This window comes from Porphyromonas catoniae ATCC 51270 (genome assembly GCF_000565015.1).
GTDB lineage: Bacteria > Bacteroidota > Bacteroidia > Bacteroidales > Porphyromonadaceae > Porphyromonas > Porphyromonas catoniae.
Genome location: NZ_JDFF01000004.1, coordinates 105,357 through 121,435, shown reverse-complemented (window position 1 = coordinate 121,435; position 16,079 = coordinate 105,357). Strand labels below are relative to the sequence as shown.

The window sequence follows — 16,079 nt, the reverse complement described above, 5'->3', positions numbered from 1 at the left end:
TATGCGATGAGTTAGGCTTTCTCTCTTGCGATTGTGCTACCTTCTGATGTCATATCTTTTATTATTCTCATTACTATAAATAGGCGGTGATTAGCAAATGCTAGTCACCGCCTATCTTCATTTAGGTTCTTTTGTGAATATTTATTAACTTTGCGATAGAATGTGTGGCCTATTGCCGCACAATGCAACTCAAGAATAGAATAATGAAGAAGTTATTTTTCGCAGCAGTTGCCCTTGCTACTGCTACATTTGTTGCTCAGGCACAGATTCACCCTCGTATCGAGGTGGCTGGAAACTTCGCTAAGAGAAGCGTCACGGATAGTAAAGGAGATACACAGTCTGGGTATAAGATGCGCCCAGGTTTTCGCGCAAGTGTTGCTGCTGAAATCGGTCTAGCAGCAGGACTTTATATTGCTCCAGGGATCACATTCCGTCAGGAAGGATCGAAGCTCCCAAGCAATAAGAGTGAAGCTCTGAACTACCTAAGCGTACCTGTTGATCTTGGGATCCGTGCACAGCTTGACGATAAGCTCGCTGTATCAGTTGAAGTTGGTCCTTCTTTTGCTTATGGCGTGTCTTCATCTGGTACAGGTGAAGATGCCTTTAAGACAAAGAAGCTTGGCCGCTTTGATGTGAGCTTGAACGCCTCAGCCGCTCTAGAGTACAACAAGCTCTATCTACGTGTCGGCACAGACATCGGAGTGGTTAATACCCTCAAGGAAGCTGTCCAGAAGGCTACGGCAAAGAACACTTCGTTCTTCGTTGGTGTCGGTTATCGCTTCTAGTGTAATCTAAGCTTGGGGATTGACAAATCTCCATGATAGTGCCATGCGCCACCACCTTCATCTAGAGGGTGCTGGCGCATGGCTTTTTGTCTTATATTTGTAGGAGAAAGAGTAATAGGTATTAGCTATAAGCTAACTAACGAACAGAACACTTCCGATGAAGCAAATCATCAGCCAATTTATTCCCCAAGAGAGCATTGGGGAAGTGCAACCTTTCGGCAATGGACACATCAACGACACCTATGCCGTGACAGACACCCAGGGGGTACGACGCTGGATACTACAGCGAGTAAATCATCATGTTTTCCCTCGTATTGAGGTCCTACAGCGTAATGTGGCGATTGTCTCTGAGACTATGCGCCAGCGTCTAGAGCAGGAGGGTGAACCTGATATAGAGCGTAAGTACTTGTACTTCTATCCCCTGCTAAACAGCCCAGAGAAGAACTATTACTACGATGGCGAGAGCTACTGGCGAGTCTGTCGCTTCATCCCCGAGAGTATGAGCATGAGTGAGCTTACTCCTGAGGCTGCTCGTTTTGCCGGAGAGGCTTTTGGTCGCTTTGAGGAAATGCTCTCGGGCATCCCTGAGGGGGTCTTGGGTGATACTATCGTAGATTTCCACAGCATGCCCTTTCGCCTACGCCAGCTCAAGGAGGCTGTCGAGAAGGATTCAGTGGGGCGTGTAGCTAAGGTGCAGGATATACTTGAGGAGATAGAGAAGCGTGCCGATAAGATGCTCATCCAGGAGCGTCTGCATGAGGAAGGGAAGCTACCTAAGCGTACGATCCACTGCGACACCAAGGTTGATAATGTACTTTTCGATAAGGGTGGGTGCGTGCTGTGTGTTGTGGACTGGGATACTGTGATGCCAGGCTATATCCTTAGTGATGTAGGGGACTTCATTCGAACAGGGGTTAACCTTGCCCCCGAGGATGAACCAGATCTCTCTAAGATCGGGGTGAACATGACAATCTACAAAGCATTTGTAGAGGGCTACCTATCTACAGCTGGTAAGTTCCTTACCCCTACGGAGCGTAGTCTCATTGCTTATGGAGGGCGTCTGATGACCTACATGCAGACAGTCCGCTTCCTCGCTGATTATATCGATGGGGATAAGTACTTCAAGGTGCATCACCCTGAGCACAACCTACAGCGTACTCGCGCACAGCTACGCTATCTGCAGTGTCTCGAGGAGCATGCAGAGGAGATGGAGGCTTTGCTGAAGTAGTAGGAGTCATATTACTTCGTATCGGCGTACGCTCTGCCCTCAATATGGGAGGGTAGGGCGTACGGCTTGCTTTTATACCTTAGGATAAAGTCGTATCTTTGCGCATCACAAGCAAGTAGACGCATATAAATAATAAATTAAGATAAGCTCATATGTCACTTCAGGAACACCGTGGTCAAGACACCTTAGACGTAATTGACGAAAAGGTGATGCAGGGAGAACAGTTCTTTGAACGCCATGGCAAGAAGATTATGATTGGAGTGGGGGCAATCCTCCTCATTGCACTCGGTATCTTCGCCTACATTAAGTTCATTAAGGAGCCCAAGAATGTCAAGGCTTCTACGCAGCTCTTCGTGTCTGAGGAGCAGTTTATAATGGGGCAGGATAGCCTTGCACTCAAGGGAGCCGGGGCTCCTGGCTTTGAGGCTATAGCCAAGAACTTCTCAGGTACCGATGCTGCTAATCTGGCTCATGCCTATAGCGGTATTTGCCTCTATGATATGGGTAAGTATCAGGAAGCTTTAGCTGAGCTTCAGAAGTTCTCTTCGGATGAAGCCCTCGTTGCGCCCTCCATTCAGCGTATGATTGGAGACTGCTACGTACAGCTAGGTAAGCTCGAGGATGCTGTCAAAGCCTACGAGTCTGCGGCAAAGAGTGCAAATAGTGAAGCCATCTCTCCTAGCTGCCTCATCAAGGCTGGACATGTCTATGAGAAGCTAGGTAAGTATGACCAAGCTGTTAAGGCTTATCAGGAAGTTAAGGATAAGTACTACACTGCCCCAGAGGCTGAGATGGTAGAGGCTGACCTCATCCGTGCTCGTGCGGCTGGGGGCAAGTAAGACTTCGGAGTATGTCCACAATCGATCATGTTACTTCTTCCTATCACAGTGAGGTCCCAGCAGCCGAAGGGCTGCGTATTGGGATTGCCGTGGCAGAGTGGAATAGTAATATCACCGAGGCTCTACTTGAGGGCGCGAAGTCCGTCCTTCATGCCCGAGGAGCTGCCGAGGTTGTCATCTTTCGTGTGCCGGGAGCTTTTGAGCTAGTGAATGCTTCTGCACGTCTACGAGCTCAGGGGGTAGATGCCGTTATTGCCATCGGATGTGTTGTGCGTGGGGATACAGCCCACTTTGATTACATCTGTCAGGGGGTGACCTCAGGACTCTCGGTGCTTAATGCTCAGCCCGTCATTGTGGAGAGTAAAGAGCCTCGCTATGTACCTGTGATTTTTGGTGTTCTTACTACTGAGGATATGGGGCAGGCAGAGGAGCGTGCGGGAGGAAGGTTAGGCAATAAGGGGGTAGAGGCAGCAGAGACGGCTCTGAAGATGTGTCGCCCTGTTTGCATAATTGAAAAATAGTATCTACCTTTGCAACGCTAAAGAAAAAAGGATGGGCAGTTACCAGAGTGGCCAAATGGGGCTGACTGTAACTCAGCTGGCTTACGCCTTCGGTGGTTCGAATCCATCACTGCCCACTCTCTAAGGATTGCGGAAGTAGCTCAGTTGATAGAGCATTAGCCTTCCAAGCTAAGGGTCGCGGGTTTGAGCCCCGTCTTCCGCTCATAGGTTGGTAGAGCTACTACCCAAAGAAATAAAGCGAGGATCTCTATTGAGGTTCTCGTTTTTTCTTTTTGCTTTCGAGCCTAAAGGGGGGCTTAGCTCTCTATTTCATTATTGTTTCATCTCTCGCTTCGCTCTTCTTTTCTCCCATGGTTTATGCGGGATAGTGTATAATTATTTGATAGAAGAAGTCTAGAGATTTTCCCCCGCATCTATCCCGATATGCCAGACCTCGATAAGTAATTTGGTGTGTGAAGGGCGGGGAGCGGGTCTAGTGGGTAGCCTATCCTACACTATCCCGTACAAAATACGTAAATTTGTGCCTTATAATTCAGGTGGATGCCCTCTGCCACATAGTTATAGACATCATAAAGAATTCAGATAGGTTTATATAATACTCTATGGAGTTAGCTACGAAGTATAGCCCCGAGGCTGTAGAGAGCCGCTGGTACGAATACTGGATGAAGCACCGCCTCTTCCACTCAGAGCCTGACCATCGCCCTGCTTACACTATCGTCATCCCCCCGCCCAACGTAACGGGTGTCCTGCACATGGGACACATGCTGAATAACAGCATCCAAGATATCCTCGTGCGCCGTGCTCGTATGCGGGGCTTCAATGCCTGCTGGGTACCAGGGACCGACCACGCCTCCATCGCTACGGAGGCGAAGGTTGTAGGTCGACTCGCTGCACAGGGCATACAGAAGCAAGACTTAACCCGTGAGCAGTTCCTAGAGCATGCCTGGGAATGGACTCGTGAGCATGGAGGCATCATCCTCGAGCAGCTTAAGAGGCTGGGAGCCTCCTGCGACTGGGAGCGTACGGCCTTCACCATGGACGAGGAGCGTAGCCAGAGCGTCATCGACGTCTTCGTAGAGCTCTATCGTCAGGGGCTGATCTACCGAGGTGTGCGTGTCGTAAACTGGGACCCTAAGGCTCGCACGGCTCTAAGTGACGAAGAAGTCGTCTATCAGGAGCAGCAGGGCAAGCTCTATTACCTGCGCTACTACGTCGAGGGAGAGGATCGCTACGTCGTCGTGGCTACGACCCGCCCCGAGACCATCATGGGGGATACCGCTGTGTGTATCAACCCCGAGGACGAGCGCTATCACTTCCTCAAGGGCAAGCGCCTCATCATCCCCCTCGTAGGGCGAGCTGTCCCCGTGATCGAGGACGAATATGTAGATATAGAGTTCGGTACGGGCTGCCTCAAGGTAACCCCTGCTCACGACGTCAATGACTATATGCTCGGAGAGAAGCACCAGCTGGAGACGATCGACATCTTCCACGATGACGGTTCGCTCAACGAGCATGGAGGAGTATATGCAGGGATGGATCGCTTTGAGGTCAGAGAGAAGATCGAGGGTGATCTAGCCGCAGCAGGACTGCTGGAGAAGGTCGAGGCCTACACCAACAAGGTTGGGCACTCCGAGCGCACCTTTGCCCCCATCGAGCCTAAGCTCTCGATGCAGTGGTTCCTCCGTATGGAGGGTCTTGCAGCCCCAGCCCTCGATGCAGTGATGAAGGATGAAATTCGTCTACACCCTGCTAAGTTCAAGAACACCTACCGCTACTGGATGGAGAACATCAAGGACTGGTGTATCAGTCGCCAGCTTTGGTGGGGACATCGCATACCAGCCTATTACCTCCCCGATGGTAGCTTCGTCGTAGCCAGCTCGGATGAGGAAGCCCTCCACCTAGCACAGCAAAAGGTACCCAGCCTCAGAGCCGAAGACCTTCGCCGTGAGAGCGACTGCCTAGACACTTGGTTCTCCTCTTGGCTCTGGCCCATCACGGTCTTTGCCCCAGCGATGAGCCGAGATGATAAGGAGCTGAGCTATTACTACCCCACCTCAGACCTTGTCACAGGGCCTGATATCCTCTTCTTCTGGGTAGCACGTATGATCATGGCAGGCTATGCCTTCCAGGGGAAGAAGCCCTTCGAGAATGTCTATCTCACGGGGATCGTGCGTGACAACCAAGGACGCAAGATGTCCAAGACCCTCGGGAACTCCCCCGACCCTCTTGACCTAATAGATAAGTACGGCGCTGATGGTGTCCGTATGGGGCTCATCATGAGTGCCCCTGCAGGGAACGACATTCTCTTCGATGAGTCTCTCTGTGAGCAAGGGCGCAACTTCTGTAACAAGATCTGGAATGCCTTCCGCCTCGTCAAGGGCTGGACGGATGATGCCTCCGAGGCTCCCCAGCCCGAGGCCTCCCGCCTCGCCTCCTACTGGATGCGCCAGGTGCTCAGCAAGGCTGCGACCGAGCTGGAGGATCTCTTCTCCAAGTACCGCATCAGCGAAGCCCTTACCCTCGTCTACAAGCTCATCCGTGACGACTTCTCCTCCTACTATCTGGAGCTCATCAAGCCAGCCTATGGCACCCCGATCGATCGAGTGACGTGTGATGAGGCACTTGGCTTCTTTGACGAAGTCCTGCGCATCCTGCACCCCTTCATGCCGTTCATCACGGAGGAGCTGTGGCAGAACCTCGCTGAGCGCAGGGAGGGCGAGAGCATCATGAATGCTCAGCAACGCCCTGCAGAATCTTTTGACGAAGCCTTCCTCTCTCGCTTCGCTGCTGTGCAGGAGCTTATCACCTCGATCCGTAGCCTGCGCACGAGCAAGAACCTCTCTCCTCGTGAGGCTCTGACGCTAGAGGCCTCTGAGAGCTACCCCAGCGAGCTGGATGAAGTCCTCATCAAGATGGCAGGGCTCTCCGAGATTGACCGCAGTGGTAAGCGCAGTGAGGGAGCAGTAAGCTTCGTCATCGGCACCGACGAGTTCGCTGTACCTATGGCAGCCTACATCAATGTAGAGGAGGAGCTCGCCAAGCTCCGTGCCGACCTCGAGTATCAACAGAAGTTCCTCGCTGGTGTAGAGAAGAAGCTCAGCAACGAGAGCTTCGTCTCCAAGGCTCCAGAGGCGGTCATCGCCCTAGAGCAGAAGAAGAAGACCGATGCCGAGAGCCGTATCGCCAGCATCAAGCAGAGTATCCGTCAGCTATCGGGCAAGTAGTGAGTCAGACACATCTCCCCCCCTTCGACAAGGCAGCCTACACTCCTCAGGATCACCCCTACGCCATACACGTAGGAGAGGTGATTGAGGAGAAGGTACATCGTCGTCTTCCCGCCCCTATCCTTCGCACGCTGGAGCGAGTCATACATCAGCGGGAGATCAATGATATCCTCTATCGGTATAGCCACCTCGAGGGTATGGACTTCCTAGAGGCACTCGTAGGAGAGTTCCGCCTAGATCTTGACTGGGTACATCCGGAGCGTCTACCCGAGCATGGGCGGTGCATCTTCGCCAGCAATCACCCGCTAGGGGGGATGGATGGCATAGCAATCTCCTACATGCTGGGACGGCACTATGGCGATATACGCTATATGGTCAATGATATGCTCTATCACCTGAAGCCCCTACAGCCCGTCTTCCTGCCCCTCAACAAGCATGGAGCGCAGGGCAAGGAGGCGGTAGCTATGCTTCAGGAGGCTATGCGAAGCGATGTCCCCATCGGTACCTTCCCCGCAGGGTTCTGCTCTCGTGTCTATGATGGTAGGATTCAGGATCAGGAGTGGCGTAAGACTTTTATCACTCAGGCCATCAACCACGAGCGTGATATCGTCCCCTTGCACTTTGTGGGGCAAAACTCCCGACACTTTTACTGGATATGGCATATCAAGAATGCCCTAAGGATGAAGTTTGACATCGGGACAGCTCTCCTTCCTGACGAACTCTTTCGTGCTACGGGCAAGAGTTTTCGTATTATCGTAGGTGAGCCCATCTCCTGGCAGAGCCTACGTGACAGTACCCTGAGCCCAGAGGCAGAGGCTGCTCGTATCCGTAGCCTCTGCTACGCGCTCCGAGATGAGTACGATAGCAGGAAGAAGTAGACCATGTACACCACACCCATCATCCCCCCTGTCCCCAAAGCGCTTATCCTCGAGGAGCTTACTCCGGATAAGCGTCTACGCCTGACCAATAAGGGGGGTAACGAGATCTATGTCTTCCATGCCTCCTCTGCTCCAAATACGATGCGAGAGATTGGGCGTCTCCGAGAAGAGGCCTTTCGCTTCTATGGGGGAGGTACGGGGAAGGATTGCGACATCGATGACTTCGATACCGACCGAGATGGCTATGGACAGCTGATTGTTTGGGATCCGGCCGAGCAGGCGATTCTCGGGGGCTATCGCTTCATCTTCGGTGATGAGGTACATATTGATCCTACGACGGGCAAGCCTCGGTTGGCGACGGCTGGTATGTTTGATTTCAGCCCTCAGTTCCTATCGGACTATCTTCCCTATACCATAGAGCTCGGTCGCTCCTTTGTCTCTCTTCCCTACCAATCGACACGCATGGGAGCTAAGAGCCTCTTTGCCCTAGACAACCTCTGGGATGGACTTGGTGCGCTCACGGTGATTTACCCGAAGATGAAGTATTTCTATGGGAAGGTCACCATGTACAAGGACTACGATCGTCATGCTCGCAATCTAATATTACACTTCCTTAGGTTACACTTCTCTGATCCCGAGGGTCTTGTTATCCCTACAGAGCCACTACCCATTGAGGTGGATGAGGAGGAAGCGCAGAGGCTCTTCCCCACGGATGACTTCTCTGCGAACTATCGTGCGCTGAATACCGCTGTGCGTGCTCTTGGCTACAATATTCCGCCTCTGGTCAGTGCCTATATGGCTCTCTCCCCGAAGATGCGGGTCTTTGGTACGGCGATTAACTATGACTTTGGGCTCGTCGAGGAGACAGGTATTCTCATAGCCATTGACACCATCATCCCCGACAAACGCCTCCGACACATCGAGACATTCGAGCCTGAGGAAGAGCAGAAAGACCTCTTATGGACGAACATCTCAAGACGGGTACGATTGGTGAAGAGCTAGCCTGTCGTTACCTTGAGTCCCTCGGCTATACAATCCATGAGCGTAACTGGAGGTATGGGCATAAAGAGGTAGACATCATTGCCCAATGGGGCCCCACACTCGTCATCGCCGAGGTCAAGACCCGATCCTCGGGTAGCTACCTCAAGGCTCGGGAGAGTGTCACCCGAGAGAAAGAGCGCTTCCTTATCCAGGCGGCAGATCATTATGTTCGCCTGCATCACCTAGAGCTAGAGGTGCGCTACGATATTATCGCCCTAGATATTGCCCCCGATCGTACCTATACGATCGAGCATATCCCCAATGCCTTTTACCCTACGCTTAGGAGACGCTCGTCCTCACCTCGAGGTCGCACTAAGCCCCATCGCTAAGCCCTATGATTCCCCTCTCTACCCCCGTTGCTTTAGGAGCTACCCCTCCTGCCCTGCACTTTGGTGATCCTGTGATGAGCTTGGGCTCCTGCTTCAGTGAGTGTATTGCAAACCACTTAGGGGAAGGAGGGATGAATGTCCTTACCAATCCCTTTGGCGTCCTGTATAATCCCCTCTCCATTGCTCGGACTCTTGAGCGTATCCTCGAGGGGCGTCCCTTCACAGAGTCCGAGCTAACATGCCACAACGGGCTTTACCACAGCTGGCTGCATCATGGGAGCTTCTCCAGCGAAGACGCTACGCAGGCTCTTCTCATGATGAATCGCACACTTTCATTGGCGCATGAGCGCATCCATGGGCTTCGCTACCTCATCCTTACCTGGGGCACAAGCTATGTTTATCGGCATGCTCTGACGGGAGAGGTCGTTAGTAATTGCCATAAGCACCCCGAGAAGACCTTCTTGCGGGAGCGTGCTTCCCTAGAGAATCTTGTTGAGGCGTGGCATCCTCTGCTTACACGCCTCTTTGCTCTTTGCCCAGAGCTAAAACTTATCCTTACGGTCAGTCCCATTCGTCATCTACGTGATGGTGCACACGAGAACACCCTGAGCAAGGCTACGCTCCACCTCTTCACCGATGAGCTTCGTCGGCTTTTCCCTGAGCGTTGCCACTATTTCCCCTCGTATGAGATCTTGCTGGATGAGCTGAGGGACTATCGTTTCTTTGCCGAAGACCTCACGCATCCCTCACGGCTAGCCGAACGAGTGATTGCCGAGCGTCTCACTTCTTGGCTCCTTGATGCATCTACCCAGCAAGCCTTTGCGGAAGCATTGCGCCTTACGAAGGAGTTGCGTCACCGACCCTTGCATGAGGGGTCTACGGCGCATGCGGCACGGCTCACGGCTCTTCGAGCAAAGGTCTCTGACTTCCTCATCCGATACCCAGAGGCTTTGCTTCCGCTTCCCTAGCTCATGCTCCCTCGTACCTGATAGGTACACACTTCGTCCTCCTGCCTGATCAATACCTTTCTCTTTTGCTGAGGGGATATACTTGCTTTTGAAAGCTATCTTCCTCTTCCCTTAACTCCCCTCCGCCCTCCCCTTAGGCAGCCTCCTCCCGTCCTCTTGCTCCACCACTCTGTCCACCGGCTACGCTTGGCTATCCACAGCTTTAGCTACATCTCTCCACGGGGTAGAGGATGGGAGTGGGGATAAGTGTTTATCCATGCCCTGATAAACTCCATGGAGGTATCGGGGAAACCTCTCCCATCGCCTATGATAGGTGGCTGGCGTCGTCTATCATAGGTGAGTGTCGCCACCTATCATAGGTGATTAGAGGAGAGACGAAGGGACGTGAATAGAGGGTGTACTAGGGAGGGAAGAAGGGAGTCAAGTAGGGTGCATATCCGGAATAGAGAGAGGGTGATAGTGGGACAGCGTGGGTTTCATGGGCGGATTTGCAGGATTAAGAAAATCATTCTATCTTTGCATCGCAATTCAAGAGCTGAGTGCGACTGGAAGTGTGGGTGAGTGGCTGAAACCAGCAGTTTGCTAAACTGCCGTACGGGCAACCGTACCACGAGTTCGAATCTCGTCGCTTCCGCTCCTAAGAAGTAGAATTGTAGATGGTGCCATAGCTCAGTTGGTAGAGCAAAGGACTGAAAATCCTTGTGTCCCCGGTTCGATTCCTGGTGGCACCACGAAGGAAGAGAGACAGACTCATGTGGAGTAATCCTGCGAGCTGTCTCTCTTCTTTTTTCCCGTCTGTTGGGTAATGGACACGGGGGAGATCATTGGGGCGTTTTTGCCCTATCCTGAATATGATTAGTACCGATACCGTGGGGAATTTTGTGTGGGTTAGCCTAAGAAGATGCAAATACTTCTTTAAAGTTTTTATTACCTAGACCATCAGAGAGTTATCTGTTTTTGGTGGGGTACTCATGGTTTGAACCCTTCCCCTCTGCTCCTCGAGGAAAAAAGTAAGGCTGCACCGTGACCGAAGTCCACGATACAGCCTTAGTAAAAAGCCTGCAGGAGGGATACCTAGCTATACTACGAACACCAAACGCAATCTCATCGTAACCCAGAAGGTGCCCTCCTTGGGCAGGCCAATCAAATACACAGTATGCCGAGCGTTGTCCTACCCTGAGGGTAGTAACATGACTCAAGCATTGGTGCAAAATTAAAAATTTTTAGTTTATTGACTCCAACGGACTTGGGTCGTTCCCTCGACAACGGATGAAAAACTTGGTCTTTGTGCCTTACTTCATTAAACGTCACCCCCTATTCCTTACTCTAAGAGGGTACGAACAACGGATAAACGGTATAATTTATGAATAGTCCCTTCGGGCGTTACCTCCTACGCCTGCTTCTCCTTCCCCTTTTCCTCGCCTCCGCACTCCCAGCATGGGCACAACAGACGACGCATAGTATCTCTGGGCGTGTCTATGATGAGGCAGGGGAGGCTCTGTCGAGTGCCAATGTGAGTCTTTTACTTCCCGATGGTAAGCTACGTACGGGGGCTACCACGGCTAAGGATGGCTCGTTCGTCCTTCGTGGCATCACCTCAGGCTCGTACACACTACGCATCTCCTTCGTGGGGTATAAGACCCTGACACGTGCGGTGCAGATGGGCTCTAAAGATCTCCCCCTCGGCACGCTAACGCTCGAGGAGGATGGGGCTGTCCTCAGCGACGTCAATGTCGTAGCCAAGGCTAACGAAGTGGTCGTCAAGGGCGACACCCTCGAGTATAATGCCACCAGCTACACTACGCAACAAGGGGCAGCGATCATAGAGCTCCTCAAGAAGCTCCCCGGGGCAAGTGTCGATGAGAAAGGACAGGTCACGGTCAATGGCAAGACTGTCTCGCAGATCATGGTAGACGGCAAACGTTTCTTCGAGGGTGACCCTAAAGTCGCACTGAACAACCTGCCTGCCGAACTCGTAGACAAAGTGCAAGTCATGGACAGGGAGAGTGAATCCTCCCGCATGTCGGGCTTCTCTGACGGCAACGAGGAGACGATCATCAACCTCACCATCAAGGCTGGCAAGAAGCGTGGACTCTTCGGCACAGCCTTCGTCGGGGGAGGCACGGACAAGCGTTATGAGGCCAGTGCCATGCTCAACCGCTTCACCGGTGACAACCAGCTCACCGTGCTGGGGAGCATGAACAACACGAACAACGCTGGCTTCAGTGACATAGCGCAGGATCTTAGTCAGGCGAGCTTCATGTACAGCCTCTCGGGTGGCCGTCGTGGCCCAGGCGGAGGTGGCGGGCGCATGCCCGGACAGATCGACGGGATACAGACCTCGAAGGTACTCGGGGGCAACCTCAGCCATACCTTCAATCCTTCCCTCATCCTCGGAGGTAACCTACTAGCAGGGAACACCACCAAGGACAAGACGACCGCCTCTACGATCCAAAACATCCTCTCCTCATCCTCCACCACGCAGACGGGCAAGACCTCGGAGCACAACGATAAGGATACCTACGCAGGCAACTTCCGCTTCCAGTGGAAGATAGACTCGCTGACCGAGCTCATCATCTCCCCCCAGCTCCGCTACGGCAAGGGGATAGGTACCTACACCTCTGACGAGCAGACGCTCAACGATGCCACCAATGCCCTCATCAGCTCCTCCTCGCTACGTCAGCGCACCTCTCAGTCACAGACCGACGGAGATCTAAGGATAGATGCCAGCCGCCGTCTCTCCGACCGTGGCCGTACCCTCACGCTATCTACCTCAGGGACGCTCTCCAATGAGCTAGGCTCGGGGACATACCTCTCCGACATCGTCAGTGCCGCTACCGGTACGGAGCATGTGGACCAACGTATCGAGAGCACCAAGCGGAGTGGGGAGTACCGTATCCGTCTCGGGTGGGTCGAGCCACTTGGCAAGGGCTTCTTCGGTCAAGCTACCTATCAGATCAAGGGAGCTAATAGCTTCAGCGAACGAAAGGCCTTCGATGCTGACCTCACGGGGCAGTACACCATGGAGAACGCTCGCTACAGCAACGAGTTCCACTCCGACTTCCTAACGCATCAGGTAGGGCTAGCACTCAAGAAGAAGGGAAGTACCTATGACCTCACTGCGGGGGTGAACCTCGAGCGCTCCAACCTCAGTAGCTACACCGTAGTGGCAGGCGTGAATGCTCGTAGCATCAACCGCTCTACAACTAACTACTCTCCTACGCTACGCTTCTCCTACAAGCCCAAGCGAACGACAGAGCTTCGCATCGACTACTTCGGTCGTAGCTTCCAGCCTACCACCGATCAGCTGGCTCCCGTGCAGGATGTGACTAATCCCCTCGTCGTCTATGAGGGGAATCAGAACCTCCTCCCTGGCTTCCAGCACAACCTCTTTGGACGGTACAACAACTTCTGGACTTCGACACAGACGTCACTTGCCCTCTTCGGACACGCCCGCTACGTGCAGAACGACATCGTATCCCGCACGACCTATGACCTCACGACTGGGGTGAGGAAGATCGGCTACACCAATGTCAGTGGTAACGCTATGGCTGGCCTAGGGGGCTTCTTCACGCAGGTACTGCCCGGTAAGAAGTTCTCCATACGTCTCGGCTCTCGCAACGAGCTCATCCGTCAGATTGCCTTCATCAACGATGAGGAGAACCGCTCCCTCTCCCTCAGGCTCAACGAAGATCTGACGCTGAACTACCGCAACTCCTTCCTCGATATCAACCTCCGTGGGGCTCTCGGCTATTACAATGCCACCAACAGCCTCACCTCGGTGAGCACCACCGCCACCAAGGACTACTCCATCGGCTCGAACATGAACCTTACCCTCCCTCTAGGCTTTGCCATTGAGGCCGATGGTACCTACACCACGACACAGGGCTATGCGGCGGGCTTCGAGAACGACCAGTGGCTCCTGAATGCAGGCATATCCTTTAGCTTCCTCAAGGGTAAGCGTGCTACGCTCCGTCTCAAGGGCTATGACCTGCTAGACTCACGTCGTAGCATCTACCGCAACATCACCGCCACGAGCATCACCACCGAAGAGTCGAATACGCTCGGGAGGTATGCTATGCTGCACTTCATCTACCGCTTCGACAGCTTCGCTGGGGGTGGCTCTCGGAGCGATATGAAGCAACAGGGACATCCTGGCCCACCACCTCCCATGTAAGGGATTTTCTTCTTATATGTTTAGACTTGAGGCTGCACTACCGAGGGATCGGTGATGCAGTCGCTTTTTGGTTCCAAGGGGAGAGAATGGAATAATCGAAAGGAAGATGAAGGCACTCCTGTGGGGAAGGGGACCGAGTGCCGGCAGGAGGAAGGGACAGAGGCTGATGGGTAGTCGGGTGGGGAGGGTGTGCCGGAGAGATCAGATAGGTCTGGTTGCTAGGTAGGAACAGGTCTACCCGCTATCATGGCGAAGGTTCAGTCCCTGCGTCCCTTTGCTCCCTGGTCGTAGTTGTCCCTATTTTGCCTCGTATCCCCCAAAATCACCTATCATAGGTGGCGATGGTCGCCTATGATAGGTAAAGGCCTCCACCTATGATAGGTGATTGGAGAGGTTCCCCCGATAACTACATGGAGGTAGAGGGGAAAGCCCACAGAGGGGATTGGGAAAGATGAAGGTTGGGGTGAGGAAAGCTCGCTCCTCCGTTAATGGAGAAGACACCGTATCTTTGTGTGGGCAATCGTGCCTCTCTACATTAGGAATGAACAAAAATATTACACGCATCGCCCTGACAGGCGGCCCTTGTGCTGGTAAGACTACGGCACTGGCACAGATTATCGAGCACTTCAGTGACCTTGGCTATTTGGTTTATGCTCTTCCCGAGACTCCGACGCTCTTTAGTAATGCCTCGATTAACTTCGCCACCCCTGACCGACAGTATTTCTACAATATCGAGAAGGCAGTGATGAAGTATCAGATCCAGATGGAGGATACCTTCCTGGAGCTTGCCCACTCAGCCTCCCGCCCCGTGCTGATTATTTCAGACCGGGGGACGATGGATATCTCGAACTATGTCGAGCGGACGATGTGGCAGGCACTGCTGGATGAGCTGGGGCTGTCGGAGATTAAGCTACGTGATGCACGCTACGATGCGGTCATCCACATGGTGACGGCAGCACAAGGGGCAGAGGAATTCTATACGCTGGAGAATAATGCCTTCAGAGGTGAGACCATCGAGGAGGCGAGGGAGCTAGATGCTCGCATACTGAAGGCCTGGACGGGACACCCGCAGCTGCATATCGTGGAGAACAATGTGGACTTCCAGGTGAAGATTCGTCAAGTGCTTCGCGCCATACACGAAACCCTTGGTGACGACCATGTGACCTTTACCGATATACGCCGTCGGTTCCTTGTGCATGTGACTGGGGAGATTCCCTTTGGCGTAGAGACAGATCTCTATCAGGCCTATATAGATATGGAGGATGGATCGAGCGTGCGTATACGTAAGCGCGGACTTAGGGGAAACTACGTGTACTTCATGACGCGTAAGAGCCCTATTGAGACCCAGTCCATCATCACCGAGCGACAGATAGGTCCTGATGAATATATCTCCTATCTGAATGCACTACCTGCCCCAGAGGAGGTCTTGGTGCATAAGTTGAGACGAAACTTTGTTTGGGCTAAACAGTACTTCGAGGTAGACGACTTCATTGAGCCACGGAGAGACTACCAAATCCTTGAAATCTCTTGTGCTCCCGACCTGGAGGTGAAGTTCCCTCCCTTTATTGAGGTGATCCAGGAGGTCACAGACGATCCCACCTATGGTAGGCTGTAGTGTACCTAGAGACTTCCTTGGCTGACAAAATTGCAGTCCTAGGGAGACTTTGGCATAGCCTTTGCACAGCCTCACATGCTGACGGGGGTTAGCCCCCAGCGAAGAGTGAAACGTAAACAACTAACATAGTCTAGAAAGAAACAATGAGCATCAAGCCCCTAGCAGACCGTGTACTCGTACGCCCTGCTGACCAAGAAGAGAAGACTGCAAGTGGAATCATCATCCCTGACTCTGCCAAGGAAAAGCCTCTACGTGGCGAGGTAATCGCCGTCGGTGGTGGTACAAAAGACGAAGAGATGGTCCTGAAGGCAGGAGACATCGTCCTCTATGGCAAGTATGCAGGGACGGAAGTAGAGCATGAGGGAGAGAAGTACCTCATCATGCGTCAGAGTGACGTGCTGGCTACTCTCTAAGTCGCAGTGCCAAGCATGGCTGGGTGGTTGGACTTAGTCCTTTACCCAGACCAAACAAGAT

Annotated in this window: 12 protein-coding genes and 4 tRNA genes; all 16 read left to right on the top strand. The window is 52.9% G+C overall.

Annotated elements, in window-relative coordinates:
- Window positions 1–203: 203 nt before the first annotated feature.
- The gene (locus tag HMPREF0636_RS00970; RefSeq protein ID WP_044167861.1) at window positions 204–785 is read left to right on the top strand and encodes an outer membrane beta-barrel protein; all 582 of its coding nucleotides are present in this window, start codon (window positions 204–206) and stop codon (window positions 783–785) included.
- 157 nt (window positions 786–942) lie between these two features.
- On the top strand, window positions 943–2,013 hold the full coding sequence (locus HMPREF0636_RS00965) for a phosphotransferase enzyme family protein (protein ID WP_044167826.1): 1,071 nt from the start codon (window positions 943–945) through the stop codon (window positions 2,011–2,013).
- Between the two features lie 152 nt (window positions 2,014–2,165).
- Window positions 2,166–2,852 carry a tetratricopeptide repeat protein gene (locus HMPREF0636_RS00960; RefSeq protein WP_044167822.1) on the top strand — a complete coding sequence of 229 codons (687 nt, stop codon included), beginning with the start codon at window positions 2,166–2,168 and terminating at the stop codon, window positions 2,850–2,852.
- Between the two features lie 11 nt (window positions 2,853–2,863).
- Window positions 2,864–3,373, top strand: coding sequence for a 6,7-dimethyl-8-ribityllumazine synthase (gene ribH, locus HMPREF0636_RS00955; RefSeq protein ID WP_044167818.1), 510 nt, complete (start codon window positions 2,864–2,866; stop codon window positions 3,371–3,373).
- A 33-nt stretch (window positions 3,374–3,406) separates the two neighbouring features.
- Window positions 3,407–3,489, top strand: a tRNA-Tyr gene (locus tag HMPREF0636_RS00950).
- A gap of 13 nt (window positions 3,490–3,502) precedes the next feature.
- A tRNA-Gly gene (locus HMPREF0636_RS00945) sits at window positions 3,503–3,575 on the top strand.
- A 400-nt stretch (window positions 3,576–3,975) separates the two neighbouring features.
- Entirely contained in the window at window positions 3,976–6,597 is a 2,622-nt protein-coding gene (locus tag HMPREF0636_RS00940; protein ID WP_044167816.1) for a valine--tRNA ligase, read from the top strand.
- Window positions 6,597–7,475 carry a 1-acyl-sn-glycerol-3-phosphate acyltransferase gene (locus tag HMPREF0636_RS00935; protein WP_081748364.1) on the top strand — a complete coding sequence of 293 codons (879 nt, stop codon included), beginning with the start codon at window positions 6,597–6,599 and terminating at the stop codon, window positions 7,473–7,475. Before HMPREF0636_RS00940 ends, HMPREF0636_RS00935 begins: the two co-directional genes overlap by 1 nt.
- Before the next feature lie 3 nt (window positions 7,476–7,478).
- On the top strand, window positions 7,479–8,477 hold the full coding sequence (locus tag HMPREF0636_RS00930) for a glycine N(alpha)-acyltransferase GlsB (RefSeq protein WP_044167815.1): 999 nt from the start codon (window positions 7,479–7,481) through the stop codon (window positions 8,475–8,477).
- Window positions 8,435–8,845: a YraN family protein gene (locus HMPREF0636_RS00925; RefSeq protein ID WP_044167810.1), complete on the top strand. Its 411-nt coding sequence runs from the start codon at window positions 8,435–8,437 to the stop codon at window positions 8,843–8,845. The genes HMPREF0636_RS00930 and HMPREF0636_RS00925 overlap by 43 nt, the downstream gene beginning before the upstream one ends.
- Before the next feature lie 5 nt (window positions 8,846–8,850).
- Window positions 8,851–9,813: a GSCFA domain-containing protein gene (locus tag HMPREF0636_RS00920; RefSeq protein WP_044167808.1), complete on the top strand. Its 963-nt coding sequence runs from the start codon at window positions 8,851–8,853 to the stop codon at window positions 9,811–9,813.
- 547 nt (window positions 9,814–10,360) lie between these two features.
- Window positions 10,361–10,447 (top strand) — tRNA-Ser (locus HMPREF0636_RS00915).
- A gap of 24 nt (window positions 10,448–10,471) precedes the next feature.
- Window positions 10,472–10,544 (top strand) — tRNA-Phe (locus HMPREF0636_RS00910).
- A gap of 632 nt (window positions 10,545–11,176) precedes the next feature.
- Entirely contained in the window at window positions 11,177–13,990 is a 2,814-nt protein-coding gene (locus HMPREF0636_RS00905) for a TonB-dependent receptor (protein WP_052328674.1), read from the top strand.
- Between the two features lie 541 nt (window positions 13,991–14,531).
- Window positions 14,532–15,605: an AAA family ATPase gene (locus tag HMPREF0636_RS00900; protein ID WP_044167807.1), complete on the top strand. Its 1,074-nt coding sequence runs from the start codon at window positions 14,532–14,534 to the stop codon at window positions 15,603–15,605.
- Window positions 15,606–15,748: 143 nt separating this feature from the next.
- Complete coding sequence (locus HMPREF0636_RS00895) at window positions 15,749–16,018, top strand: co-chaperone GroES (RefSeq protein ID WP_044167801.1); 270 nt, start codon at window positions 15,749–15,751, stop codon at window positions 16,016–16,018.
- Window positions 16,019–16,079 lie beyond the last annotated feature (61 nt).

Excerpts from the sequence above, each read along its gene's own strand:
- HMPREF0636_RS00970 (WP_044167861.1), top strand. The coding sequence starts at position 204 with ATGAAGAAGTTATTTTTCGCAGCAGTTGCCCTTGCTACTGCTACATTT.
- HMPREF0636_RS00965 (WP_044167826.1), top strand. The coding sequence starts at position 943 with ATGAAGCAAATCATCAGCCAATTTATTCCCCAAGAGAGCATTGGGGAA.
- HMPREF0636_RS00960 (WP_044167822.1), top strand. The coding sequence starts at position 2,166 with ATGTCACTTCAGGAACACCGTGGTCAAGACACCTTAGACGTAATTGAC.
- ribH (WP_044167818.1), top strand. The coding sequence starts at position 2,864 with ATGTCCACAATCGATCATGTTACTTCTTCCTATCACAGTGAGGTCCCA.
- HMPREF0636_RS00940 (WP_044167816.1), top strand. The coding sequence starts at position 3,976 with ATGGAGTTAGCTACGAAGTATAGCCCCGAGGCTGTAGAGAGCCGCTGG.
- HMPREF0636_RS00930 (WP_044167815.1), top strand. The coding sequence starts at position 7,479 with ATGTACACCACACCCATCATCCCCCCTGTCCCCAAAGCGCTTATCCTC.
- HMPREF0636_RS00925 (WP_044167810.1), top strand. The coding sequence starts at position 8,435 with ATGGACGAACATCTCAAGACGGGTACGATTGGTGAAGAGCTAGCCTGT.
- HMPREF0636_RS00920 (WP_044167808.1), top strand. The coding sequence starts at position 8,851 with ATGATTCCCCTCTCTACCCCCGTTGCTTTAGGAGCTACCCCTCCTGCC.
- HMPREF0636_RS00905 (WP_052328674.1), top strand. The coding sequence starts at position 11,177 with ATGAATAGTCCCTTCGGGCGTTACCTCCTACGCCTGCTTCTCCTTCCC.
- HMPREF0636_RS00900 (WP_044167807.1), top strand. The coding sequence starts at position 14,532 with ATGAACAAAAATATTACACGCATCGCCCTGACAGGCGGCCCTTGTGCT.
- HMPREF0636_RS00895 (WP_044167801.1), top strand. The coding sequence starts at position 15,749 with ATGAGCATCAAGCCCCTAGCAGACCGTGTACTCGTACGCCCTGCTGAC.